The sequence below is a fragment of the Sphingopyxis sp. OPL5 genome, from assembly GCF_003797775.2.
In the GTDB taxonomy this organism is placed as follows: Bacteria; Pseudomonadota; Alphaproteobacteria; order Sphingomonadales; family Sphingomonadaceae; genus Sphingopyxis.
On the sequence record NZ_CP060725.1, the window covers coordinates 4188465 to 4209935 of the forward strand.

The following is a 21471-nucleotide window of genomic DNA, read 5'->3' on the forward strand; positions in this document are numbered from 1 at the left end:
CAAGGCCATTACAGCGCGAGTCCCCCGCTCGCTTCGATGATCTGGCCGGTGACCCAGCGGGCATCGTCGCCGAGCAGCATCATCACCGCGCCAGCAATGTCCTCGGGCTCGCCGAGGCGGCCCATCGGGGTGTGCTTCGCGGTCGCCTCGTCCCAGCCGGGCTGGTCGCGCAGCGCGGTGATGAAGTCGGTCGCGACCGCGCCGGGGGCGACGCAGTTGCAGGTGATCTGGCGTTTCGCCACCGCGAGCGCGGTCGAGAAGGTCAGGCTCTGCACCGCACGCTTGGTCATCGCATAGCTGGCGGCGAAGGGCTGACCGACCTTGCCCGACATCGACCCGATGTTGACGATGCGGCCGCCGTCGCGAAGGCGCGACAGCGCCGCCTGCGTCACGAAATGCGGACCCTTGACGTTGACCGCGAACAATTCGTCGAACAGGTCTTCGCCCGCGCCCTTGAGCGTGCCGTCACGGCCGCTGCGTCCGACGCCGGCGTTGTTGATCAGGAAGTCGAGATTGGGCGCGCCGCCGAACTGCGCATCGCAGGCGGTGAACAGTGCCTCGATGCCCGAGAGGGTCGAGACGTCGGCCTGCACCGCAAAGGCCTTGCCACCCGCCGCGACGATCTCCGCTGCAAGGGCATCGGCGACGTCCTTGCTCCCCGCATAGTTGATCGCGACATGCGCGCCCGCTTGCCCAAGCCGCCGCACGATCGCGGCGCCGATGCCCCGCGAACCGCCGGTGACGAGCGCGGTCTTTCCGGTAAAATCACTCATAGAAACAATCCTCCGCTGGCTTCGACGATCTGGCCGGTGACCCAATGCGCTTCGTCGCGGCACAGCATCATCACCGCGCCGGCGATGTCGTCGGGCACGCCGAGACGCTTCATCGGGGTGAGCTTCGACGTCGCCTCGGCCCAGCCGGGTTTTTCGGACAGCGTCTTGTTGAATTCGGTATCGACCGCGCCGGGGGCGACGAGGTTGCAGGTGATGCCGCGCGGGCCGACGACGACCGCGGTTGACATGGTCAGGCTCTGCAGCGCGCGCTTGGTCGCGGCATAGGCGGCGAAGGGCGGCAGCGCCGAACGCCCGCCGAGCGAGCCGATGTTGATGATGCGCCCGCCGTCGCGCAGGCGATCGAGGCAGAGCTGGGTAATGAAATGCGGCGCCTTCTGGTTCACCGCGATCATGCGGTCGAACAGCTCCTCGCTGCATTTTTTTAGGCTGCCCTCGTCGCCCTCGCCGCCGACCCCGGCGTTGTTGACGAGGATATCGAGATTGGGCGCCCCGCCGAACGCGGTGTCGCACGCGGCGAGCATCGATGTGATACCCGCCATCGTCCCGACATCGGCTTGCACCGCAAAGGCCCGGCCGCCGGCCGCGACGATTTCGGCGACGAGCGTTTCGGCGGCGTCCTTGCTGCCGGCATAGTTCACCGCGACATGCGCGCCGGCCATGCCGAGTCGGCGCGCGATCGCGGCGCCGATGCCGCGCGATGCGCCGGTGACGAGCGCGGTCTTTCCGCTCAGTTCCGCCATTTCGTCTCTCCCCATATCGTTCGACGTAATTGACTTAGTTATATATGTCGTGCAAGCCCCGTCGCAAAGAAAATGGGAGCGGGCATGTCCGAATTGATCCTGAGCGAGCGCGAAGGCGCGCTGCGTATCCTGACGTTGAACCGGCCCGACCGGCACAATGCGATGGACGACGACATGTCGTCGCTGTTCCAGAAGCTGCTCGGCGAAGCGCTCGACGAAACCGAGTCGAGCGCGATCCTGATCCGCGCCAATGGCAAGAGCTTTTGTTCGGGGCGCGACACCAATGTGCTGGGGCACCGCGCGCGCGACGAGAGCGATTTCCACTTCGTGCGGCGGCATCAGGAGGGGCGGCTGCGGATGCAGGAATCGACCAAGCCGATCATCGCCGCGGTCAAGGGTGGTGCAATCGGCGGCGGGTGCGAACTGGCGCTCGCGGCCGATATCCGGATCAGCGACACGACACTGAAAATGGCACTGCCCGAAATCCTGTACGGCGTTTTGCCCGATACCGGGGGGACGCAGATGATGACCGCGCTGATCGGGCCGTCGCGAACCAAATATATGGTGATGACCGGACAGAAGATCGACGCCGCGACCGCGCTCGAATGGGGCGCGGTCGATTTTGTCGTCGCGCCTGAGGACCTCGACGCGAAAGCGCTGGAGATGGCGCGCGATATCGCCGCCAAGCCGCCGATCAACCTCGCGCTGGCGAAGGAGATGATCAATCTGACGCACGGATCGACGATCCGCACCGGCACCCGCGCCGAACTCTACGCGCAAAGCTATTTGTTCAAGACCGAGGATTATCAGGAAGCCCGCGCCGCGATCCGCGAGAAGCGCGCGCCGAGCTACAAGGGGAAATAAGATGGCCCTCCCTTCCCCTCCTCCGATCGGCGCCAAGGCGCTGCCCGACGGCACTTATGACGGACAGGTGGTCGCGGTCACCGGCGGCGGCACCGGGCTTGGCAAGGGCATGGCGGTCGAGTTCGCGCGATTGGGCGCGAAGATCGCGGTGCTGAGCCGCAAGCCCGAGCATCTGGAGGCCGGGCTCGCCGCGATCCGCGACGTCGGTGGCGACGTGATCGCGGTGGCGTGCGACGTGCGCGATCCCGAGGCGATCGCGGCGGCGTTCGACGAGATCGAGGCGAAGCTGGGGCCGGTCGACGTGCTGATCAACAATGCGGCGGGCAATTTCCCCGCGCCGGCCGAGGAGATGACCCCGAACGGGTTTCGTACCGTCGTCGATATCGTGCTCAACGGGACCTATAATTGCAGCCGCGAATTCGCGATCCGGCGGCTGGCGGCGGGGCTGCCGGGGGCGATCCTCAACATCGGGGCGACATATAGCTGGACCGGCGGTCCGGGGACGTCGCATTCGGCGGCGGCGAAGGCTGGGGTGACCAACCTCACCCAGAGCCTGGCGGTCGAATGGGCGCCCGACGGCATTCGCGTCAACTGCATCGCGCCGGGGCGCTTCCCGCACGACGATCTGCCCGACCATATGACGCGCCACCGTGTCGGCGAGCGCGGCGACAATACGATCCCGGGGATGCGCGTCGGCGAAGTCCGCGAATTGGGCTGGGCGGCGACCTTCCTCTGCTCGCCCTATGCGAGTTATATCAGCGGGCATACGCTGGTGGTCGATGCCGCCAACTGGCTGCGGCGGTCGCTGGTGATGCCCGAGTTCGTGCCGATCCGCGAACAGTTCGGCAAGCGCGCGCGAGAGAGCGGGACCGCGCAAGACGCCATCGCGAAAACGCGCGGAGACAAGGCATGAGCGCGGCGCTGGTCCTGCGCGAGGATGCAGGCGGCGTGTGCACGCTGACGCTCAACCGGCCCGACAAGCGCAATGCGATCAACCGTGAGCTGTTTCGCGAATTCCGCTCGCATATCCGCGATATCGAGGCGGGTGTCGGCGATGCCGGGCTGGTGGTGATCACCGGCGCGGGCGATCATTTCTGCGCCGGGCACGATTTGAAATCACCGCCGCACGCCGATGCGCTTGGCTGGCTGCGGCAGGAGATGCTGATCGTCGAGCGGCTGACCCAGTTGCGCCAGCCGGTGATCGCGAAGATCCGCGGCACTTGCTACACCGGCGGGCTCGAACTCGCGCTTGCCGCCGATTTCATCGTCTGCGGGACGAGCGCCCGCTTTGCCGACACGCATGGCAAATGGGGCCTCGTCCCCGGCTGGGGGCTGTCGCAGCGGCTGCCGCGCCGCGTCGGACAGGCAAAGGCACTCGAGATGATGCTGACGTGCCAGCCCTATTCGGGTGAGGATGCCGCCGCGATGGGGCTCGCCAATACTTGCGTCGCCGATGAAGCGCTTGACGCGAAGGTGGCCGAACTGGCCGCGCTGATCCTCGGCAATAGCCGACACAGCAATGCCGAGAACAAAAGGCTGATCTACGACACCGATGGCCTGGCGATCGGGGCGGGCCTCAATCACGAACTGATGCGCAACGCGGGGTTCGACCCGGCGATGCGCAAGAAGGGCGAGCCGATCGCCGCCGCGAAGAAGGCGGTCTGATGGATATCGGCTTCTCCCCCGACGAAACGCGTTTCCGCGAAGAATGTCGCGACTGGCTGCACGCCAATGTGCCCGCCGAACAGCGTCCGCTGCACGCCGCCGACGCGATCGATTTCGACAAAGCGTGGCAGCGGCAATTGTTCGATGCCGGCTGGGCGGGGATCAACTGGCCCACCGAATATGGCGGGCGCGGCCTGTCGATCGTCCAGCAGGTCATCTGGCTCGAGGAATATGCGAAGGCCCATGCGCCGTGGATCGGCGCCAATTTCGTCGGCATCAACCATGGCGGGCCGACGCTGATCATCAACGCGAGCGAAGACCAGAAAGCCTGGCACCTGCCGCGCATCCTGTCGGGCGAGGCGATCTGGTGTCAGGGCTTCTCCGAGCCCGGCGCGGGATCGGACCTTGCCGGGATCAAGACGCGCGGGCGGATCGAGGGCGACGAACTGGTCATCAACGGATCGAAGATCTGGACGAGCTTCGCGCATGTCGCCGACTGGCAGGAATTGGTGCTGCGTACCGAGGACGGGTCGCGGCGGCACGCCGGCCTCAGCTGGGCGATCTGCGACATGCACGCGCCCGGGATCGACGTCCGCCCGATCCGCAAGATGTCGGGGCAGGTCGAGTTCGCGCAGGTCTTCTACGACGATGTTCGTATTCCGCTGGCGAATGTCGTCGGCGGACTCGGCAACGGGTGGAAAGTGGCGATGTCGACGCTGAGCTTCGAACGCGGCACCGGCTTCATCGCCGACCAGGTCAAGCAGAGCCAGGAAATCGCCGACCTGATCGAGGCGGCGCGCGCCAACGGGATGATCAAGGACGACCGTATCGCGCACGAACTGGCGCAGATGCGCGCCGAGGTCGCGGCGCTGCGCGCGATGACCTATCGTAATATTTCTGAAGTGGTCCGCACCGGACAGCCCGGTCCAGAGGCGTCGCTGATCCGCCTGTTCACCGCCGAACTGGGCCAGCGGCTCGACCGCATGGCGGTGGCGTTGATGGGACCCGAAATGCTCGATTTCCAATATGGCGACGACAATGCGGTCGGCGACTATCTGCGCGGCTTTGCCGGCACGATCGCGGGCGGCAGCGCCCAGATCCAGCGCGACATCATCGGCGAGCGCTTGCTCGGCCTGCCCAAATCGCGATGAGCGCGCAGCGGGCATCGCGCCCCGGCGCAGGCCGGGGCCCAGGAACGAAGGACTCCGCATGGACCTGACCCCGAACGACGATCAGGCCGCCTTTGTGGCGGCAACCACCGACTGGTGCCGCGACGCGATGCCGCTGGAGCAGGCACGCAGCCGGCCCGCCGATATTTGGGCGCAGCTCGAGGCGATGGGACTGCCGCGCATCACGGCGCCGGAGGCCAATGGCGGGCTAGCGCTCGATCACGCGACCGAGGCGCTGGTCTTTGCCGAACTCGGCCGCTTTCTGGCACCAGTAGGCCTCCTGTCCTCGGCGGTCGCGAACCGCTGGTTCGCCGAGCCGTTCGACGGCAAGGTCGCGCTCGCACTGACCGCCCAGGAACCAGAGCCGATCCGGGTGCTCGACCCTGAGAATTCGGCGGCGGTGCTGATGCTGCAGCCCGGATCGGTGCGCGTGTTCGACATCCCCGACAGCTTTACCGACCTGAATAGCGGACAGCGGCACGTCACCGAACACCGGTCTTCACTCGACCCCTCGACGATGCAGAGCTGGCAGGAGTGGACGACGACCGCGGTGTGGACCGAGGACGATGTCCGTCCGCCCCTTCACCTGCAATTGCTCGCCGTCGCCTTCGCGGTCGGCTGCGCCGATGCCGCGCGCGACATGGCCGTCGATTATGCCAAGGTGCGCGAACAGTTCGAGCGCCCGATCGGGTCGTTCCAGGCGATCAAGCATATGTGCGCCGACATGGCGGTACGCGCCGCGGTGGCGCGGTCGCAGCTATACTATGCGGCGTGCGCGCTCGACGAAAATGCTGCGGATGCGGTCTTTCATGTGGCTGCAGCAAAGCGGCTTGCCGATCAGGCGGCGCTCGACAACGGCCGAGCGAATATCCAGGTCCATGGTGGCATCGGCATGACCGACGAGGCGTCCCCGCACCTCTGCCTCAAGCGCGCGCATCTGCTGCAGTTCATCGCGCCCGCCGATGCGGCGCTCTTGCTCGGCTGACGATGTCAGTCGTCGACAATGGCCTGGAACTCGCGCTCCAGCCATTGACGCAGCCGCGGTTCGACGCGGCCGGCGAATTCGGCGAGCGGGAGCTGGTCGCGGTAGGCGAAGAAGCCGAGCGAGACCATCATGAAACGCGCCGCCTTCACATCGGCATCGCCGCCGCCGAACCAGTCTTTGAGCGGCTCGAACACGCGGTCGCGGAGCAGGCGCTGCGCGACCGCGCGCGCCTCGCGGTCGGAGGCGGCGCTGAACATCATCGGCAGCGGGCTGACGCGGTCGTCGTCGTCGGCGAAGCGCGCGACGATCATCTTGCCGAAGCCTTCCTTGGGCAGATCGGTCATCAGCCGCGTGTTGAGCGCGGCGTCGAGCGCCGCCTCGAACAATTTGAGCTTGCCGCCGAAATAGCGGCTGACGAGCGACGGGTTGACCCCGGCGCGCGCGGTGATGTCGCGCACGCCCGCTTCGGAAAATCCTTTTTCGGCGAAAATTTGCTGCGCAGCAAAAAGGATCGCCGCTTTTGTGCGATCGGCATCGCGCGTCGGTGCTTCCATCGTCGTCGTCATGACATCTCCCCGTTGACTCGTTATGTAAACCATCGTTTACTTACGTCAATGGGAGAGAGAAAATGACCGAGTCGCAGGCTCCGGCGCGTTCGCCGGTCCATGAATTCGATTATATCGCGGACCCCGGCGTTCTGGCCGATTGTCACGCGCGCTACTGGGATCTGAAGGAGACCGCACCGCCGGTTTTCTGGACGAGCGCGCATGGCGGCCATTGGGTGTGCAACACCGGCGCGTCGGTGCAGCATGTGGTGCGGCATCCCGAGATTTTCTCGAGCCGCTATCTGTCGATCCCGCCCAATCCGAACCAGCCGAAGATGATCCCCGAAATGCTCGATCCGCCCGAGCACCGGCCGTATCGCCAGATGCTGCGGCCCTTTTTCGAATCCAAGGCGATCGAACCGCTCGAGCCGCGCGTGTCGGCATGGACCGACCAGCTTCTCGACGAAGTGGTCAGCAAGGGCGAATGCGACTTCGTCGAAGCGATCGGATCGCGGCTGCCCGTCGCGGTGTTCATGGAATTGTTCGGCTTTCCGATGGAGAAGTTCGAGGAATTTCGCGGTCTGGTCACCGGCTTTTTCCACTCGCAGGCCAGCAACGAGGTGCGCAACAATCTGGCGCAGGCGATCGTCGGTCATCTCGCCGAACTGATCCAGCAGCGCATGGCCGAGCCGCGCGACGACATGATTTCCAAGATCGTCGCGAGCGAGGTCGATGGACGCAAGGTGAATTTCGAGGAGCTGATGTCGATCGGCTTCCTGATGTTCCTCGCCGGGCTCGACACCGTCACCAACGCGATGAGTTTCGGGATGCGCCACCTCGCGCATGACGAGAAACTGCGCCAGCGCGCCATCGACGACCCGGCGGTGATCCCCGACATGGTCGAGGAATTGCTGCGCCGCTACGCCTTTGTCGCGACGCCGCGCTACATCGTCGAGGACACGGTGCTGGAGGGCGCGCAGCTTCGTGCCGGCGACTGCATCCTCGCGCCGCTGCCGCTCGTCGGCTGGGACGAGGGGCTGACCGAGGATCCGAAGACGGTGTCGGTCGAACGGCAATTTTATCGCCACGCGGCATTCGGGTCGGGAATCCACACCTGCCTCGGGCTGCACCTCGCGCGGATGGAACTGATCGTCTTCTACCGCGCCTGGTTCGCGCGCGTCGGCCATTTCCGGCAGGTCGCAAAAGGCGACGAGACGTGCCGTGGCGGTAGCGTGATGGCGCTCGAACATCTGCATCTGGCGTGGGGGTGAGCAAGATGGATCAGGCCCTGCACATGCTGATGGTGCCCGCGGGCGACATGGCGGCGCTGCGTACCTTCTATCTGGACGGCCTCGGCTGGCAGCCATGGGGTCCCGACAGTCCTGGTTCGCTGATGCTGCGTGCCGGGACGGCGGTGATCGTCTTCGTTCCGCGCGACTATCTGGCGGCCGAAAGCGGCATCGATCTCGCCGCAGCGCCGCGCGCGGTCAACGCGACCTTCGTCGAGACCAAGGCCGACGTCGACACGCAATTCGCCAGAGCAATCGCCGCCGGCGCCATCGTTACCAGTCCGATCCGCGACCGCGATGGCGGCCTCTATTCGGGCTATTTCGCCGACCCCGAGGGCAATGGCTGGGAAATCGTCTGGAGCCCGGTGATGCGTCCGGGTGCCGATGGCGGACTCGTCCTCGCCACGCCCGAAACCCACTGAACAACCGAGAAGAGGATATCATCATGGCCAGCGCAGCACCCGCAGTTCACCTGCATCTGGGGCACGAACAACGCAGCAGCGGCAGCGGCGGGACGCACCCGCATCTGCATCCCGTTACACAAGTGACGCAAGCCGATATCCCGCTCGCCGGTGCGAAGGAGGTCGAGGAAGCGGTCGCCAAGGCCGAGGCGGTGCGCGAGTCCTGGCGCCGCACGGCGCCCGAGACGCGGCGCGACATCTTGAACCGGTTGGCCGACCTGCTCAAGGCGAACAAGGCCGAGCTGGCGCGCATGGCGGCGCTCGACGGCGGCACAACGCTGATGGTCGGCGAGCGCGGGGTCGATACCGCGGTCGGCTGGACGCGCTATTACGCCGGCTGGTGCGACAAGATGTCGGGCGAGCTGATCTCGACCTTCGATACGCGCGGCGAGCTGTCGTACACGGTGCCCGAACCGATCGGCATCGTCGGGATCATCATCACCTGGAACGGGCCGCTGATCTCGCTCGGCATGAAGGTCGTGGCGGCGCTGGCGGCGGGCAATTGCGTGATCTGCAAGCCCGCCGAATTGACTCCCTTTGCCCCCGAGCTGTTTGCACGGCTATGTGCTGAAGCGGGGGTTCCCGACGGCGTGCTGTCGATCTTTCCGGGGACCGCCGAGGCGGGCGATGCGATCGTGCGGCACAAGAAGATCCGCAAGATCAGCTTCACCGGCGGTCCGATCACCGCGCGCAAGATCCTCATCGCCTGCGCCGAGGAGATCAAGCCGTCGGTGATGGAACTCGGCGGCAAGTCGGCGAGCCTCGTCTTCCCCGATTGCGACGTGCAGGCGGCGGCCGAGCGCGCGGTGTTCTGGACCGTCGGCTGCCTGTCGGGGCAGGGCTGCGCCCTCCCCACGCGTCAGGTCGTCCACGCCGATATCTACGACGATTTCGTTGCGCGGGTGAAAGCGATCATCGGCCAGTTCAAGGTCGGCGACCCGATGGACCCGACGGTGATGGTCGGACCCGTCATCAACAAGGCGGCGGTCGAGCGGATCACCGGCATGTTCGACCGCGCCAAGGCCGACGGCGCCGCGACCTTCCTGCTCGGCGGCGGGCGCTGCGGCGGCGAATTCGCCGAGGGCAATTTCATCGAGCCGACGCTGATCGTCGATGCCGATCCAGACCATGAAATCAGCCAGGTCGAGATTTTCGGCCCGGCAGTGGTGGTGATGAAATTCCACACCGAAGATGAAGCGATCGCGATCGCCAACAACAGCGAATATGGTCTCGCCGCGATGATCCAGTCGAACGATCTGCAGCGCGTGCACCGTCTGTCGGAGCGGCTCAATGCCGGCGGCGTCTATGTCAACGGTGGGTTCCAGATCAATCCGTACACGCCATTTGGCGGGGTCGGCATTTCGGGCTTTGGCAAGGAAGGCGGCAAGGCGGGGATCGACGAATTCCTGCACTACAAGACGGTGACCATCGGCGTCGGCGCGCCGATCTTTCCGAAGCAGGAGGCGTGACCATGGCCGATTTCACGAACGACCAGTTCCGGCTCGACGGCAAGGTGGCGATCGTCACCGGCGCCGGCGGGCGCGGGAACAGCATCGGGCGCGCTTATGCAGTGGGCCTCGCCAACGCGGGGGCTAGCGTTGTCGTCGCCGACCTCAACAAGGGAGGCGCCGAGCGCGTCGCGGGCGAGATCGAAGCGGCAGGCGGCAAGGCGCTGGCAGTGGAAGTCGATATCGCCGACGAGGCGTCGGTCGCGGCAATGATGGAGGCGACCGCCGCAGCCTTCGGCGGGCTCGATATCCTCGTCAACAACGCTGCGCTGATGGTCGAGGCGGTCGGTACGCTGGCGATTCAGACGAGCATCGCCGATTTCGACAAATTGATGCGCGTCAATCTGACCGGTGCCTTGATCTGTTCGAAGGCCGCTGTGCCGTTGTTCCAGGCGCGCGGCGGCGGCAAGATCGTCAACCAGCTGTCGGCGGGCGGCTTCCCCGCGCAGACCACCTACGGGATCAGCAAGGTGGCGTTGCTCGGACTGACGACGACACTGGCGACCGAACTCGGCCGGATGAACGTCAACGTCAACGCGATCGCGCCGGGGATGACGATGTCCGACGCGGGCAAGGCGCTGACCCCCGAGGAAAGCCCGTTCGTTCAGGCGGCGATGGCGCGCGTGGTCAAGCAGCCGCGCGGGCTGCCGGAGGATCTGGTCGGGGCGCTGTTGTTGCTGTGCTCGTCCGCGGGCGACTGGATCACCGGTCAGGCGCTCAACGTCGATGGCGGGTTCATAATGCGCAATTAGGCTGGGCCGTCTCGATCCAGCGATTGCGAACATGAGTGGCCATCGCGACCGCATAACGTTCGGCGGTCGGGGTGGGGTAAAGCCGGGCGCGGCGGGCGATGACGATCTGCGCCGACCAGTCGGCGATTTCGGGGATGGCAAGCGTGAGGAGCCGCCCGGCGTCGATATGCTCGGCGATGGCCGCTGAAATCGCGAGCAAGACGGCGTCGCTGCGCGCGGTCAGTTCGACCAGCGTCGACACTTGTTCGCAATACACGCTGCCAGCCTCGGGGCGGCTCGACTGGCGCACGGCCGGCCCCGCATCGAGCGGCACCATCGGCAGATTGGGCGACGCGCGCGGATATGCGGCGATGTCGGCAACCGAAAGCCGCTTGCGGTCGAGCAGTTCATGCCCCGGGCGTACATGATAACCGATCGGCGCCGTGCCAATCGGTTCGACCGCGATGCTCGGGTGATCGCGCGCCGCGCGGCCGTCGGCGACGAAGAAGTCGAGATCATCGGACAGCAGGCGGCTGACCAGCCGTTCGACCGGCAGGATATGCACCTGAACCTCGACCGCCTGCGACGGTTGCCACACGGCCTGCAGATAATCGGTGAGAAGGCCGGCGAACATCGGGCCGAGGCCGATGCGTACGCGCCCCGTTTCGCCGCGCGACAGCCGCTGCGCATGCGCCTTCAGCCCTTCCGCCTGCCCAAGCAGCGTGCGCGCTTCTTCGACCACCGCCGAACCCGCCGCCGTGGTGACGACGCCCGTTGCAATGCGTTCGAACAATTTTAGCCCCAGTTCGCCTTCGAGACTCTGGATGCTGCGGCTGAGCGCGGATTGCGACAGGTGCAGCCGCGCGGCGGCGGCGGTGAAATTGCCCCAGTCGGCCAAAAACACGGCGTGGCGAAGTCTTCGCAAATCCATGACCAATCATGCAGTTTATGCATTAAAAATGCAATATCTATGCATTGGATTTATTGCCCGCGTCGTGGGATGGATTGCCGCATCGCAGGGGAGAATATCGATGCAGCCGCAACATTGGACCTTCATATTGATCGCCGCGATATTGGCGATCGAACTGGCCACGGGCCGTCACAAGGGCGTCCATCGCAAGCATGATTTCTTCATCATCGGCTCGGTAATTCTCGGCTCGCAGGTGACGCGCATCGGAATGGCGTGGCTGACGGCATGGATCGTCGGCCTGTTGCTGCCGACAGGCAAAGGCGCGCTTGGCGACGTGCCAATCTGGTCGGGGTTCGTGGGCCTGCTGCTTGTCGCCGAGTTCGGCCAATATTGGATCCACCGTTCGGCGCATGATACGATCAACCACCCGTGGCTCCACGGCATGCACCGCACCCATCACAGCGCGCCCTATGTCAATGTCACCTTAATGTGGCGTACCAATCTGGTCTGGCCGCTGGTCCACGCTTATACTTGGGTGGCGGCGCTGGGATTTTACCTCGGCATGACCGGTGCGACGACGATATTCTACATCACCATCATGGCGTGGAACGCGATCACTCACAGCGACTGGCGCTGGGACGACGTGATCGCGCGAAAGGTGCCGGGTGGCGCACGCTTCGTCCGTGCCTTCGAATGGGTGTTCGTGACCCCGCGCATCCACCACACGCATCATGGTTATGGCAAAGACGGCAAGGCCTATCGCAACTTCTGCACGATGCTCAGCTTTTATGATCGGATGTTCGGGACGCTGCATGTGCCCGAAGGTCGCCCGTGGCGTTACGGCCTGCCCGGCGGCGAGCATGACTGGTGGCGGCAATTGCTCTTCCCGCTCGTCCCACTCGGCGAGTCCAGGAAGCGCTAGGCGGTTTCGCGCAACTGGTGCTTCAACACCTTGCCCGAAGCGTTACGCGGCAGTTCGTCGACAATGCTCAGCCGTTCAGGCGTTTTCTGTTTCGCGATGCCCGACGAAAAGAAATGGTCGCGCACCTCATCGAGCGTCAGCGACCCACCCGGCGCGAGCACGACGCAAGCGCGCACTACCTCGCCCATGCGGTCGTCGGGTGCGGCGACCACGGCAACGTCGGCGACCGCCGGATGCGCCAACAGCACCGCCTCGACCTCTTTCGACGAGATATTCTCGCCGCCGCGGATGATGATGTCCTTCTTGCGGTCGGTGATGAGGAGATAGCCGCCCTCGTCGAGGCGGCCGATGTCGCCGGTGCGGTACCAGCCGCCGGGCAGGAAGGCGGTCTCGTTCAGCGCGGGGTCGAGATAGCCCAGGAAGAGTTCGGGACCGCGGGTACAGATTTCGCCGTCTTCGCCCGGCGCGACGTCGTGACCGTCGTCGTCGATGAAGCGCATTTCAGAGCCAGCGATCGCGCGGCCCTCGGTATGGAGTTGCTTGTCGAGCGGGTCGTCGACGACCCCCGAAGTCACCGTCGGATGCTCGCTCGATCCGTAGCAATGATAGACGGCGAGGCCTTGGCGCTGACAGCGCTCGATCAGCGAAGGCGGCACGGGCGCGGCGCCAACGAGATACTGGCGCAGCGAGGTCAGGTCATAGCCATGGATGTCAGCGGCGGCGATCATGCCCGACAGGTGGAAGGGCGTGCCCGACGATGAGGTCACCTTGTGGCGGTCGATGAGCTCAGCGGCGAGCGCCGCATCCCACTGGTCCATCAGGATCAGCGGCGTGCCCTGGCAAAGGAAGCGGTACATCGACAGCGCGCCCGCGACATGGCCGGGCGGCCAGGGCGAGATCACCGCATCATCGTCGCCGCCGGCCCGCATCGCGCGCATCGTTTCAAGCTCGGCGAGGAAACCGCGCGCGCTGTGCATCACACCCTTGGGATCAGCGGTGGTGCCCGAGGTATAGACCAGCAGCGCGAGGTCGTTCGCATCGACCGGCACCGGATCGGCAATCGGCCCGTCGGCTTCGAGCGCAGCGAAGGCGCGGCCGATGGCGATGTGGCGCTCAAGCGCGGGAAGGTCGCCGCAGTCGGCTACCACCTGCGCATAATCGACATTTCGGAAGCGGTCGGGCGTGAACAGCCATTTCGCGCCTGACTGGCGCAGGATGAAGCCGAGTTCTTTCGCGCCATAGATGGTGACGATCGGCAGCATCACGGCGCCCGCCTGCCCGGAGGCGACCGCGACGACGAGCCATTCGCGCCAGTTGGCGAGCATGCAAGCGATAATGTCGCCGCGGCCGACGCCCGCCGCTGTCATTCGCGTTCCCATGCGGCGTCCCGCTGCGACGACGTCACTCAGCGTGGTGATGCAGGGCAGACGATCCGAGGCAACGGTCAGCGACGCGCCGGGCGCCCGCGCCGCGGCGGCGGTCATCGCCTCGATGAAATTCGAACTCATCCGTGCAGGGAGTCGACGGTCCGCTCGCCCTCGCCGCGCGCCGCCCAGGTGTCGTTGGCGTTGCGCAGGTGGAGCCGCCAGTGCGCGACGGCACCCTCAACGTCGCCGGCCTCGATCATCGTGACCAGTTTCTCGAAAGATTTGAACCCCGCGCGCAGGCTCTTGTACTTGTCCTCGGTCGTGCGAGGGTGGCGGCGCTGATAGTCATTCTGATGATGGCGCCCCAGGTTGAGCAGCATGCGGTTCATCAAGCTCAACGTCTTGTTTCCCGTTGCCTCGACCAGCGTCTGGTGGAAAATCGACACATTGTCGACGAATTCGGCATAGCCTTCATTCTTGAGCATGTCCTCAAGCTCGGAAAGCGCTTGCCGTAGCCTTGCGAAGCCGGGCGTCTGGCCCTTCGAGGTCGCGAGCCAGCGCACGACGGTCGGCTCGATCGCGAGCCGCGCGGCATAGAGATCGGCGATCGTCGTCCCCTCGGCCTCAAGCAGGTAGCCGGCGTAACGCGACACGAGTTCGACCGACGGCTGGTGCACCCGCGCACCGCTGCGCGAACCGCGAACGACGCTGATCAGATTTTCGGCCTCGAGGATACGGAAGGCTTCGCGCAGGGTCGGGCGCGATATGCCGAGGGTAGCCATCAACGTGCCCTCGGGTGGCAGCGAGTCGCCTTCTTTCAGCTCACCGCGGACGATCTGGGCCCTGATCTGGTCGGCGACCAGTTCCGACGTCTTCGGAACCCGGATGCGCGAATTGCCACTATCCATCTGCAAAATTCCTGCCCCCTGACCCGGTCATTCTATAAGGATGCGTTACTCTAACTGCGTCTTTAGTGGCTTTGGTGCCAGCCCGCAATGTTGCTGCCATTTCCTCCATTTAGGCGCCGAAAGACAATCCTTCGTTGAGTGTCCATTTGCCGTTTTGCCCGCGCACCCAGCCCGACGATGCCCAGGTGCCGCCATCGACGGGCAGCAGGACACCGCTGATATAGCTCGCCATCGCGCTCGACAGGAAGACCGCGGCATCGCCGCACTCCATGTCGACACCCTCGCGCCCGAGCGGGATGAGGCGGTTCATCGCATCGACGGCCTCGTCGCTATGCTGTTTCCAGGTCGCCGGATCGACCGGGCCGGCGCGATTGCCCTGATTGCCCGGGGTGATCGTATGGTCGGGGGCAATGCAGTTGACGCGGATGCCATGGCCCGAGAGTTCGACCGCCATCGATTTGGTGAAGCTGAGCATGCCCGCCTTGCACGCGGCATAGACGGCAAAGTTCGGCGCGGCGCGGCTCGCCTCGATGCTCGCGACGTTGACGATCGATCCGCCGCGCCCGCCCGCGACCATATGCTGCGCCGCGGCTTGGGTGGCGACCAGCATCGACATCAGGTTGATGTCGACATGTTTGCGCATGCTGCGCTCGCTCTGTTCGAGGAAGGGGCGCGCCGAGACGCCGCCGGCATTGTTGGCGAGAATGTCGAGCCGGCCATATTCGGCGGCGGTGCGGTCGATTGCGGCGCGCAATGCGTCGGCGTCCATGACGTCGCCGGGGATGGCGAGCGCCTTGCGCCCCGCTTCGCGGACCCGCTCGGCCGCCTCTTCGGCGCGCTCGGGAAAGATGTCGAAGATCGCGATGTCGGCGCCCGCTTCGGCGAGGCGGATTGCGATGGCACGGCCGATGCCGCCGCCGCCGCCGGTGACGAACGCCGCCTGCCCGTCGAGGCGGATGCGGTCAGTCATCAAGGGTGATGCCCATGACCGCGCCGGTGACATAAGCGGCGTAATCGCTGGCGAGATAGGCAGCGAGCTTTCCGAGCGTGTCGCCGGTCTCGCGCGTGAGAATGCTGTTCACGCGGATACCGTCGCGCGCCCATTCGACGCCAAGCGTCTTGGTGAGGTTGCCGAGCGCACCCGCGGCGGCGGCATGGTCGGCGCCAAGCGCCTGTTCGGGGGCGCCGATAAACAGCACTGCCCCGCCCTGCCCGCGAGCGCGACAGGCCTCGGCGAAATCCTTAGCGCCGAGGAAGCGGCGGTCGAGACCGACGTCGAGGCTGGCGCGCCATTCGGCATGGGTGAGGTCCTGCGCCAGCTTTGTCGCGGGCGGCGGCGCGATATGAACCCAGATATCATGGTCGCCGTCGCTCACCAGCGTCGCGCCCGCCGCTTGGAAGGCCGCAATGATCGCCGGGCTATCGCCCTCGATCCGTGCGCGTTTGCCCGCCAGCCAACCGCTCATTTCCACCCGCGTCATTTCCACCCCCAAGGCCCGTCGGCGCGTTCGCGCGGCGGCACGAAGTCGGGCATCATCAGCGACCGGCGCAAGCTTTCGCCGCCGTCCTGCACGATCACCTGCCCGGTCATGTCGCCAAACAGGGGTGTGCAGGTCATCGCCGAAAGCCAGCCGAATTCCCAGATGCTGCCGGTGCGCCCCGCGGGGATCATATTCTGAAGCGGCTCGATGCCGCCTTCGCGGTTTCCGGCGGTCGAGCTCGCATGCGGGAAAAACCCCGCGGCGATCGCGTTGACCCGGATGCCATAGGGCGCCCAGTCGGCGGCGAGTTTGCGGGTCATCGTCGCCTGCGCGGTCTTGGCGGCGGCGCTGTGCGCATCGCCGGGAAAGCCGGTCCAGATATATTGGGCGCTGTTGTTGACGATCGCGCCACCTTTGCCCCGCGCGATGCGGCGGCGGGCAAATTCGGTCGAACAAAGGAAGGTGCCGTCGATCGCGATGCGGGTGACGGCATTCCACGCGTTGGGCGAGATATCCTCGGCGAGGACCGGAAAATTGGCGCCGGCATTGTTGGCGAGCAGGCCGATCGGGCCGAGCGCCTCTTCGGCCTCGTCGAAAGCCGCGGCGACGGCTTCGGGGAGCCGCACGTCGCAGCTCATCGCATGGGCGCGCACGCCAAGCGCCGCGATTTCCGCCGCGCCTTCCCGCGCGCGTTCGATACTGCGGCCCATGACCGCGACATTGGCGCCGCCCTGTGCGAAGGCCTTGGCCATCGCGAGCCCCATGCCCGATCCGCCGCCGGTGACGAGCACCGTCTGACCCGCGAAGATATCCGCCGGATAGGGCGGTGCGTCGAACGGCGGCGGGGCCGCCACGATATGATGTGCTGGAACCGGCAATTTTCTCTCCCTTCGCGCAGGGTTGCGCCTCAGCCACGTGCGTGTCAAGACATACATAACTAGGTTATATAGGAGAGGATGATGGAGATAATCGCGGAAGGTCTCGCCTTTCCCGAAGGCCCCGTGGTGATGGCCGACGGATCGGTGATCGTCGTCGAACTCGCAGGCGGGCGGATCACGCGCTGCTGGAACGGCCGGACCGAGACGGTCTGCGACATCGGCGGCGGACCGAACGGCGCGGCGATCGGGCCCGACGGCGCGCTCTATGTCTGCAACAGCGGCGGGCTCGACCTCGTTAAATTCCAGAATGCGCGCGGGGCCGGGCATGAGGGCCGCATCGAGCGTGTCGACCTGGCGACCGGCCGGTATGAGCGGATTTGCGACAGCTGCGACGGCATCGCGCTCGAAGCGCCGAACGACATCGTCTTCGATGCCGAGGGGCGGATATGGTTCACCGACCTCGGCAAGACCCACGACGGCATCCGCACCGCGAGCGGGCTGTTCAGCACGCTGCCCGACGGGTCGGACATCGTCGCGATCAACCGCCATGCGGTGTCGTACAACGGCGTCGGCCTGTCGCCCGACGGGCTCCACGTCTATGTCGCCGACACGCACCAGGCGCGGCTGTGGCGCTATGACCGCAAGGTCGAGCCGCAGCGCCCGGCGTGGGTCGCGACCGCACCCGGCCCCGTCGGGTTCGACAGCCTCGCGGTGACGGCGGCGGGCAATATCTGCGTCGCGACGCTCTATGACGGCGGCATTTCGACGATCACCCCCGACGGCGCGGTGTCGAAGTTCGCGATCGCGGGCGAACCCTATGTCACCAATATCGCCTTCGGCGGCGCGGATATGCGCGATGCCTATATCACGCTGTCGACCACCGGCCGGCTGGTGAAGACACGCTGGGACGAGCCGGGGTTGGAGTTGTATTATTATGGCTGATCTTGCCGGTGATCGCGACGCGATCCGCGACCTGCTCGCGCGCTACACCTACAATGGCGACCGCGGGCGGCTGAACGAAATGACGGCGTGTTTCGCAGCCGACGGCGTGCTCGAATATCTCGGTAAGGCGCCGCAGGGTGCCGCCGCGATCGAGGCTGCACTGTCGTCGGGAACGCGCGATGCGCGGCTGACCTTCATCCGCCACCATATCACCAACCCGCTGATCGCGGTCAACGGCGATCGCGCGACCGCGCGCAGCTATTTCGCGGTGCACAGCAATTTCGGGCCCGACCATAGCGGCACCTATGACGACAAGCTGACACGGACCGCCGACGGCTGGCGCTTTGCGCATCGCCGGGTGCGGATCGACTGGCAGGCCGAAGGGTCGCTGTTCGACTCGATGACGTCGCGCTGAACCCCAATCGAATTCAACACAGCCGCCTTTGGCATATTGACACCTTAGTGTCATTTTGACATCAAAGTGCCATGTCAGAACGTTTCACCGATTTCGAACGATTCGCCGACGAGGTCGCGCGGCTGCGCGGGCGGATGCGGGCGCTTTTTGCCGACACGCGCGCCGAGAGCGGGTTGCCCGAGATGGAGCTGATGGTGCTGACCGCGGTAGTGAACGCCGCGGCGCCGCCCACGGTCGCACAGATCGGGCGCAGCCTCGGCCATCCGCGCCAGGTGGTGCAACGCGCGGCGAACCGGCTCGCCGAGCTGGGCCTGGCGGCCTTTGCCGACAATCCGGAGCATAAGCGTGCGTCGCTGATCGTTGCGACCGCGGCCGGGCGGGCCTTGAAGGCGGCCGATCATGAACGTGCGCAGGTGGCAACACGCGCAGTGATGGCGCGGGTCGGCGGCAGCGCCTTCGCCGACGCCGCGACGCGGATGCACGCGATCCGAACCGAAATCGAAGCCTATTTGCGGGAGCGCGAGCGATGAGCGACGATGTGACGGCGCTGGCCGATCCCGTGCGGCTGACCGCATGGCTCGACGCCAATATTCCGGCGCTCGGGAACGGGCCGCTGGTGACCCGCAAGATCCATGGCGGGACGTCGAACGTCATCCTGTCGCTGAATCGCGGCGGCGACACGCTGATCCTGCGCCGCCCGCCAGCGGTGCCGCCGCCGGGGAGCGCAAAGAGCGTGCTGCGCGAGGCGCGGGTACTCACCGCATTGAACGGCACCGCTGTCCCCCACCCCGTCTGCCACGGCAGCTGCGCCGACGCCGATGTGATCGGCGCGCCCTTCTATGTCATGGATCTGGTCGAGGGCTGGCCCGCCGACCTCACCGACGGACGCATCCACGACCGCCCACCCTTCGACAAGCCGCCGCATGCGCGCGAAGTGCCCTTCGCGATGGTCGACGGGCTGATCGCGCTCGCCAATGTCGATTATAAGGCCGTCGGTCTCGAAGATTTCGGACGCCCCGACAATTTCCTCGAACGGCAGGTCGACCGCTGGGAAGGCCAGATCAAGAGCTACAAGCAGCTCTATGATTTCGAATGGCGCGAGCTGCCCGGTTTTGCGCTCGCGCGCGACTGGCTGCGCGCGAACAAGCCTGCGGATTTCCGCCCCGGAATCATCCACGGCGATGTCGGAACGCCCAACGCGCTGTTCGCCTTCGACCCGCCGTGCCGGCTGACCGCGCTGATCGACTGGGAGCTGTCGACGATCGCCGATCCGCTGCTCGACCTTGCCTGGTTCTGCAACGGCATCCGCGACGATCGTTTCCCCGGCCATGTCCCCGAAAAGGCTCTGTACAATGTCATGGACTGGCCGACGCGGCAGGAACTGATGGCGCATTATGCCGCGGGAACCGGGCGCAGCATGGCGAGCTTCGATTATTATCTGATCCTCGCGATGTTCAAGGGCGGCTGCATCCTCGAATATAAGGTCGCGCAGGCCGCCAAGGGCATTCTCAGCGCCGAGACCGGGCGCTTCTTCGACCGGCTGGTCCGCGGCAATTTCGCCGAGGCCGAAAAACTCATCCGCCTCATCGGCTAATCAAGGACAGACGCATGATCGATTTCCGCATCGAACCCGAATTGCAGGCAAAGCTCGACTGGATGTCGAAATTCGTACGCGACGAATGCGAAGCGATGGACCTGCTCTTCCCCGGCCACGGCGCGCCCTATGACGTCGCGAACAGGGAATCGCGGGCGTATATGAAGCCGCTGCAGGACCAGGTGAAGGCACAGGGGCTGTGGGGCTGCCACCTCGGCACCGAGCTTGGCGGCCCTGGCTTTGGCCAGCTCACCCTCGCGCTGATGAACGAGATTCTCGGGCGGAGTTACTGGGCACCGACGGTGTTCGGCACCGCCGCGCCCGATACCGGCAACAGCGAGATCCTCGCGATGTTCGGGACCGCGGAACAGAAGGCGACCTACCTTCAGCCGCTGATGGACGGCACGATCGTCTCGACCTTTTCGATGACCGAGCCGCAGGCGGGTGCCGACCCCAAGGAATTCACCTGCCGCGCTTGGCAGGAAGGGAATGAATGGGTGATCGAGGGCGAAAAATGGTTCTCGTCGAACGCGCGCTTCGCCGCCTTCCTGATCGTGATGGTGGTGACCAACCCCGAAAGCCCGCCCCACGAGCGGATGTCGATGCTGATCGTCCCCACCGACACGCCGGGGGTCGAATTCATCCGTCATTCGCAGACGATGGGCGACAGCAAAGGCGAGGATGACGGCACCCACGCCTATATCCGCTACAACAAGGTGCGCGTGCCGCTCGACGCGATGCTCGGCGGGCCGGGCGAAGGCTTCAAGGTCGCGCAGGCGCGGCTCGGCGGCGGGCGCGTCCATCATGCGATGCGCACCGTCGGCAAATGCCAGCGCGCGATCGACATGATGCTCGAACGCGCGGTGTCGCGCCGCACGCAGGGCAAGCAGCTCAGCGAGCATCAGTTCGTCCAGGGGGCGATCGCCGATTCGATCATCGAACTCGAACAATTCCGCCTGCTGGTGCTCAAGACCGCGTGGATCATCGACGAGGTCGAGGCCGGCCGCATGCCGCACGGCGCGTCGCGCACGCACATCGCGATGTGCAAGGTGCAGATGGCGAAGGTCTATCGCGACATCATCCAGCGTGCGATCCAGCTCCACGGCAGCCTTGGCATGACGCTCGAACTGCCGCTCGCCGACATGTGGATGGGCCTGCCGAGCATGGCGCTGGCCGACGGACCGACCGAAGTGCACAAGGTGCAGGTCGCCAAGGCTTATCTGCGGAACGCCACGCCGGCGGCGGGGCTGTTTCCGAGCGAGCATATCCCGACCCGGCTGGCGGCGATCCGGGCGCGCTAGTC

The 21471-nt window shown here is 65.7% G+C and carries 24 protein-coding genes; 15 read left to right on the forward strand and 9 right to left on the reverse strand.

The genetic code is table 11. The annotated features are described in order from the left end of the window. Window positions 1-8: 8 nt before the first annotated feature. A complete protein-coding gene (locus EEB18_RS20135) occupies window positions 9-773 on the reverse strand; it encodes an SDR family NAD(P)-dependent oxidoreductase (RefSeq protein WP_187139913.1) in 765 nt (254 codons plus the stop codon). Further along, window positions 770-1534 (reverse strand): SDR family NAD(P)-dependent oxidoreductase, encoded by a 765-nt coding sequence (locus EEB18_RS20140; RefSeq protein ID WP_187139912.1) that lies wholly within the window; start codon window positions 1532-1534, stop codon window positions 770-772. The genes EEB18_RS20135 and EEB18_RS20140 overlap by 4 nt, the downstream gene beginning before the upstream one ends. Before the next feature lie 84 nt (window positions 1535-1618). Between EEB18_RS20140 and EEB18_RS20145 the strand changes: the two genes are divergently transcribed. From EEB18_RS20145 to EEB18_RS20165, 5 genes are read left to right on the forward strand one after another with little or no spacing between them, the layout of a single operon-like run. Next, the gene (locus EEB18_RS20145; RefSeq protein WP_056347549.1) at window positions 1619-2398 is read left to right on the forward strand and encodes an enoyl-CoA hydratase/isomerase family protein; all 780 of its coding nucleotides are present in this window, start codon (window positions 1619-1621) and stop codon (window positions 2396-2398) included. A gap of 1 nt (window position 2399) precedes the next feature. After that, window positions 2400-3311 (forward strand): SDR family oxidoreductase, encoded by a 912-nt coding sequence (locus EEB18_RS20150; RefSeq protein ID WP_187139911.1) that lies wholly within the window; start codon window positions 2400-2402, stop codon window positions 3309-3311. Continuing rightward, window positions 3308-4063, forward strand: a complete 756-nt coding sequence (locus tag EEB18_RS20155) for an enoyl-CoA hydratase/isomerase family protein (protein ID WP_187139910.1) — start codon at window positions 3308-3310, stop codon at window positions 4061-4063. The genes EEB18_RS20150 and EEB18_RS20155 overlap by 4 nt, the downstream gene beginning before the upstream one ends. Then, on the forward strand, window positions 4063-5214 hold the full coding sequence (locus EEB18_RS20160) for an acyl-CoA dehydrogenase family protein (protein ID WP_056347555.1): 1152 nt from the start codon (window positions 4063-4065) through the stop codon (window positions 5212-5214). Before EEB18_RS20155 ends, EEB18_RS20160 begins: the two co-directional genes overlap by 1 nt. A gap of 58 nt (window positions 5215-5272) precedes the next feature. Then, window positions 5273-6217, forward strand: a complete 945-nt coding sequence (locus EEB18_RS20165) for an acyl-CoA dehydrogenase family protein (RefSeq protein ID WP_187139909.1) — start codon at window positions 5273-5275, stop codon at window positions 6215-6217. 5 nt (window positions 6218-6222) lie between these two features. Here the strand turns inward: EEB18_RS20165 and EEB18_RS20170 are convergent, their stop codons facing one another. Further along, entirely contained in the window at window positions 6223-6783 is a 561-nt protein-coding gene (locus EEB18_RS20170) for a TetR/AcrR family transcriptional regulator (protein ID WP_187139908.1), read from the reverse strand. Window positions 6784-6845: 62 nt separating this feature from the next. Between EEB18_RS20170 and EEB18_RS20175 the strand changes: the two genes are divergently transcribed. Genes EEB18_RS20175 through EEB18_RS20190 form a run of 4 tightly spaced genes read left to right on the forward strand, consistent with a single transcriptional unit; the run spans window position 6846 to window position 10772 of the window. Beyond that, window positions 6846-8033 carry a cytochrome P450 gene (locus EEB18_RS20175; protein ID WP_187139907.1) on the forward strand — a complete coding sequence of 396 codons (1188 nt, stop codon included), beginning with the start codon at window positions 6846-6848 and terminating at the stop codon, window positions 8031-8033. A 5-nt stretch (window positions 8034-8038) separates the two neighbouring features. Further along, the gene (locus EEB18_RS20180; RefSeq protein ID WP_187139906.1) at window positions 8039-8473 is read left to right on the forward strand and encodes a VOC family protein; all 435 of its coding nucleotides are present in this window, start codon (window positions 8039-8041) and stop codon (window positions 8471-8473) included. Between the two features lie 23 nt (window positions 8474-8496). Beyond that, complete coding sequence (locus EEB18_RS20185; protein ID WP_187139905.1) at window positions 8497-9981, forward strand: aldehyde dehydrogenase family protein; 1485 nt, start codon at window positions 8497-8499, stop codon at window positions 9979-9981. Between the two features lie 2 nt (window positions 9982-9983). Further along, on the forward strand, window positions 9984-10772 hold the full coding sequence (locus EEB18_RS20190) for an SDR family oxidoreductase (RefSeq protein WP_187139904.1): 789 nt from the start codon (window positions 9984-9986) through the stop codon (window positions 10770-10772). On the opposite strand, the gene EEB18_RS20195 is transcribed toward EEB18_RS20190, so the two are convergent. Continuing rightward, window positions 10756-11682, reverse strand: coding sequence for a LysR family transcriptional regulator (locus tag EEB18_RS20195; protein WP_187139903.1), 927 nt, complete (start codon window positions 11680-11682; stop codon window positions 10756-10758). The two genes, EEB18_RS20190 and EEB18_RS20195, sit on opposite strands and share 17 nt — an antisense overlap. A 100-nt stretch (window positions 11683-11782) precedes the next feature. Here EEB18_RS20195 and EEB18_RS20200 point away from each other — a divergent pair, with 100 nt between their 5' ends. Next, complete coding sequence (locus tag EEB18_RS20200; protein WP_187139902.1) at window positions 11783-12583, forward strand: sterol desaturase family protein; 801 nt, start codon at window positions 11783-11785, stop codon at window positions 12581-12583. Here EEB18_RS20200 and EEB18_RS20205 read toward each other — a convergent pair. The 5 genes from EEB18_RS20205 to EEB18_RS20225 all read right to left on the reverse strand — a co-directional run bounded on the left by EEB18_RS20205 (window position 12580) and on the right by EEB18_RS20225 (window position 17217). Then, entirely contained in the window at window positions 12580-14091 is a 1512-nt protein-coding gene (locus EEB18_RS20205) for an AMP-binding protein (protein ID WP_187139901.1), read from the reverse strand. The genes EEB18_RS20200 and EEB18_RS20205 overlap by 4 nt on opposite strands. Beyond that, a complete protein-coding gene (locus EEB18_RS20210) occupies window positions 14088-14858 on the reverse strand; it encodes a FadR/GntR family transcriptional regulator (protein ID WP_187139900.1) in 771 nt (256 codons plus the stop codon). Before EEB18_RS20210 ends, EEB18_RS20205 begins: the two co-directional genes overlap by 4 nt. Before the next feature lie 109 nt (window positions 14859-14967). Next, window positions 14968-15828, reverse strand: coding sequence for an SDR family NAD(P)-dependent oxidoreductase (locus tag EEB18_RS20215; protein WP_187139899.1), 861 nt, complete (start codon window positions 15826-15828; stop codon window positions 14968-14970). Further along, the gene (locus EEB18_RS20220; protein WP_187669039.1) at window positions 15821-16324 is read right to left on the reverse strand and encodes an SDR family oxidoreductase; all 504 of its coding nucleotides are present in this window, start codon (window positions 16322-16324) and stop codon (window positions 15821-15823) included. The genes EEB18_RS20215 and EEB18_RS20220 overlap by 8 nt, the downstream gene beginning before the upstream one ends. An 11-nt stretch (window positions 16325-16335) precedes the next feature. Then, window positions 16336-17217, reverse strand: coding sequence for an SDR family oxidoreductase (locus tag EEB18_RS20225; protein WP_187139897.1), 882 nt, complete (start codon window positions 17215-17217; stop codon window positions 16336-16338). An 81-nt stretch (window positions 17218-17298) separates the two neighbouring features. On the opposite strand from EEB18_RS20225, the gene EEB18_RS20230 reads away from it, so the two are divergent. The 5 genes from EEB18_RS20230 (at window position 17299) to EEB18_RS20250 (ending at window position 21469) form a co-directional block, all read left to right on the forward strand. Then, a complete protein-coding gene (locus EEB18_RS20230) occupies window positions 17299-18159 on the forward strand; it encodes an SMP-30/gluconolactonase/LRE family protein (RefSeq protein ID WP_187139896.1) in 861 nt (286 codons plus the stop codon). Beyond that, window positions 18152-18574, forward strand: coding sequence for a nuclear transport factor 2 family protein (locus EEB18_RS20235; protein ID WP_187139895.1), 423 nt, complete (start codon window positions 18152-18154; stop codon window positions 18572-18574). Before EEB18_RS20230 ends, EEB18_RS20235 begins: the two co-directional genes overlap by 8 nt. A 71-nt stretch (window positions 18575-18645) precedes the next feature. After that, the gene (locus tag EEB18_RS20240) at window positions 18646-19104 is read left to right on the forward strand and encodes a MarR family winged helix-turn-helix transcriptional regulator (protein WP_187139894.1); all 459 of its coding nucleotides are present in this window, start codon (window positions 18646-18648) and stop codon (window positions 19102-19104) included. After that, window positions 19101-20168 (forward strand): phosphotransferase family protein, encoded by a 1068-nt coding sequence (locus EEB18_RS20245; protein ID WP_187139893.1) that lies wholly within the window; start codon window positions 19101-19103, stop codon window positions 20166-20168. Before EEB18_RS20240 ends, EEB18_RS20245 begins: the two co-directional genes overlap by 4 nt. A gap of 14 nt (window positions 20169-20182) precedes the next feature. Further along, the gene (locus tag EEB18_RS20250; protein WP_187139892.1) at window positions 20183-21469 is read left to right on the forward strand and encodes an acyl-CoA dehydrogenase family protein; all 1287 of its coding nucleotides are present in this window, start codon (window positions 20183-20185) and stop codon (window positions 21467-21469) included. Window positions 21470-21471: the final 2 nt, after the last annotated feature.

Excerpts from the sequence above, each read along its gene's own strand:
- EEB18_RS20245 (WP_187139893.1), top strand. The coding sequence starts at position 19,101 with ATGAGCGACGATGTGACGGCGCTGGCCGATCCCGTGCGGCTGACCGCA.
- EEB18_RS20185 (WP_187139905.1), top strand. The coding sequence starts at position 8,497 with ATGGCCAGCGCAGCACCCGCAGTTCACCTGCATCTGGGGCACGAACAA.
- EEB18_RS20205 (WP_187139901.1), bottom strand. The coding sequence starts at position 14,091 with ATGAGTTCGAATTTCATCGAGGCGATGACCGCCGCCGCGGCGCGGGCG.
- EEB18_RS20160 (WP_056347555.1), top strand. The coding sequence starts at position 4,063 with ATGGATATCGGCTTCTCCCCCGACGAAACGCGTTTCCGCGAAGAATGT.
- EEB18_RS20220 (WP_187669039.1), bottom strand. The coding sequence starts at position 16,324 with ATGAGCGGTTGGCTGGCGGGCAAACGCGCACGGATCGAGGGCGATAGC.
- EEB18_RS20200 (WP_187139902.1), top strand. The coding sequence starts at position 11,783 with ATGCAGCCGCAACATTGGACCTTCATATTGATCGCCGCGATATTGGCG.
- EEB18_RS20170 (WP_187139908.1), bottom strand. The coding sequence starts at position 6,783 with ATGACGACGACGATGGAAGCACCGACGCGCGATGCCGATCGCACAAAA.
- EEB18_RS20210 (WP_187139900.1), bottom strand. The coding sequence starts at position 14,858 with ATGGATAGTGGCAATTCGCGCATCCGGGTTCCGAAGACGTCGGAACTG.
- EEB18_RS20180 (WP_187139906.1), top strand. The coding sequence starts at position 8,039 with ATGGATCAGGCCCTGCACATGCTGATGGTGCCCGCGGGCGACATGGCG.
- EEB18_RS20155 (WP_187139910.1), top strand. The coding sequence starts at position 3,308 with ATGAGCGCGGCGCTGGTCCTGCGCGAGGATGCAGGCGGCGTGTGCACG.
- EEB18_RS20165 (WP_187139909.1), top strand. The coding sequence starts at position 5,273 with ATGGACCTGACCCCGAACGACGATCAGGCCGCCTTTGTGGCGGCAACC.
- EEB18_RS20250 (WP_187139892.1), top strand. The coding sequence starts at position 20,183 with ATGATCGATTTCCGCATCGAACCCGAATTGCAGGCAAAGCTCGACTGG.
- EEB18_RS20215 (WP_187139899.1), bottom strand. The coding sequence starts at position 15,828 with ATGACTGACCGCATCCGCCTCGACGGGCAGGCGGCGTTCGTCACCGGC.
- EEB18_RS20190 (WP_187139904.1), top strand. The coding sequence starts at position 9,984 with ATGGCCGATTTCACGAACGACCAGTTCCGGCTCGACGGCAAGGTGGCG.
- EEB18_RS20135 (WP_187139913.1), bottom strand. The coding sequence starts at position 773 with ATGAGTGATTTTACCGGAAAGACCGCGCTCGTCACCGGCGGTTCGCGG.
- EEB18_RS20235 (WP_187139895.1), top strand. The coding sequence starts at position 18,152 with ATGGCTGATCTTGCCGGTGATCGCGACGCGATCCGCGACCTGCTCGCG.
- EEB18_RS20230 (WP_187139896.1), top strand. The coding sequence starts at position 17,299 with ATGGAGATAATCGCGGAAGGTCTCGCCTTTCCCGAAGGCCCCGTGGTG.
- EEB18_RS20145 (WP_056347549.1), top strand. The coding sequence starts at position 1,619 with ATGTCCGAATTGATCCTGAGCGAGCGCGAAGGCGCGCTGCGTATCCTG.
- EEB18_RS20240 (WP_187139894.1), top strand. The coding sequence starts at position 18,646 with ATGTCAGAACGTTTCACCGATTTCGAACGATTCGCCGACGAGGTCGCG.
- EEB18_RS20175 (WP_187139907.1), top strand. The coding sequence starts at position 6,846 with ATGACCGAGTCGCAGGCTCCGGCGCGTTCGCCGGTCCATGAATTCGAT.
- EEB18_RS20195 (WP_187139903.1), bottom strand. The coding sequence starts at position 11,682 with ATGGATTTGCGAAGACTTCGCCACGCCGTGTTTTTGGCCGACTGGGGC.
- EEB18_RS20140 (WP_187139912.1), bottom strand. The coding sequence starts at position 1,534 with ATGGCGGAACTGAGCGGAAAGACCGCGCTCGTCACCGGCGCATCGCGC.
- EEB18_RS20150 (WP_187139911.1), top strand. The coding sequence starts at position 2,400 with ATGGCCCTCCCTTCCCCTCCTCCGATCGGCGCCAAGGCGCTGCCCGAC.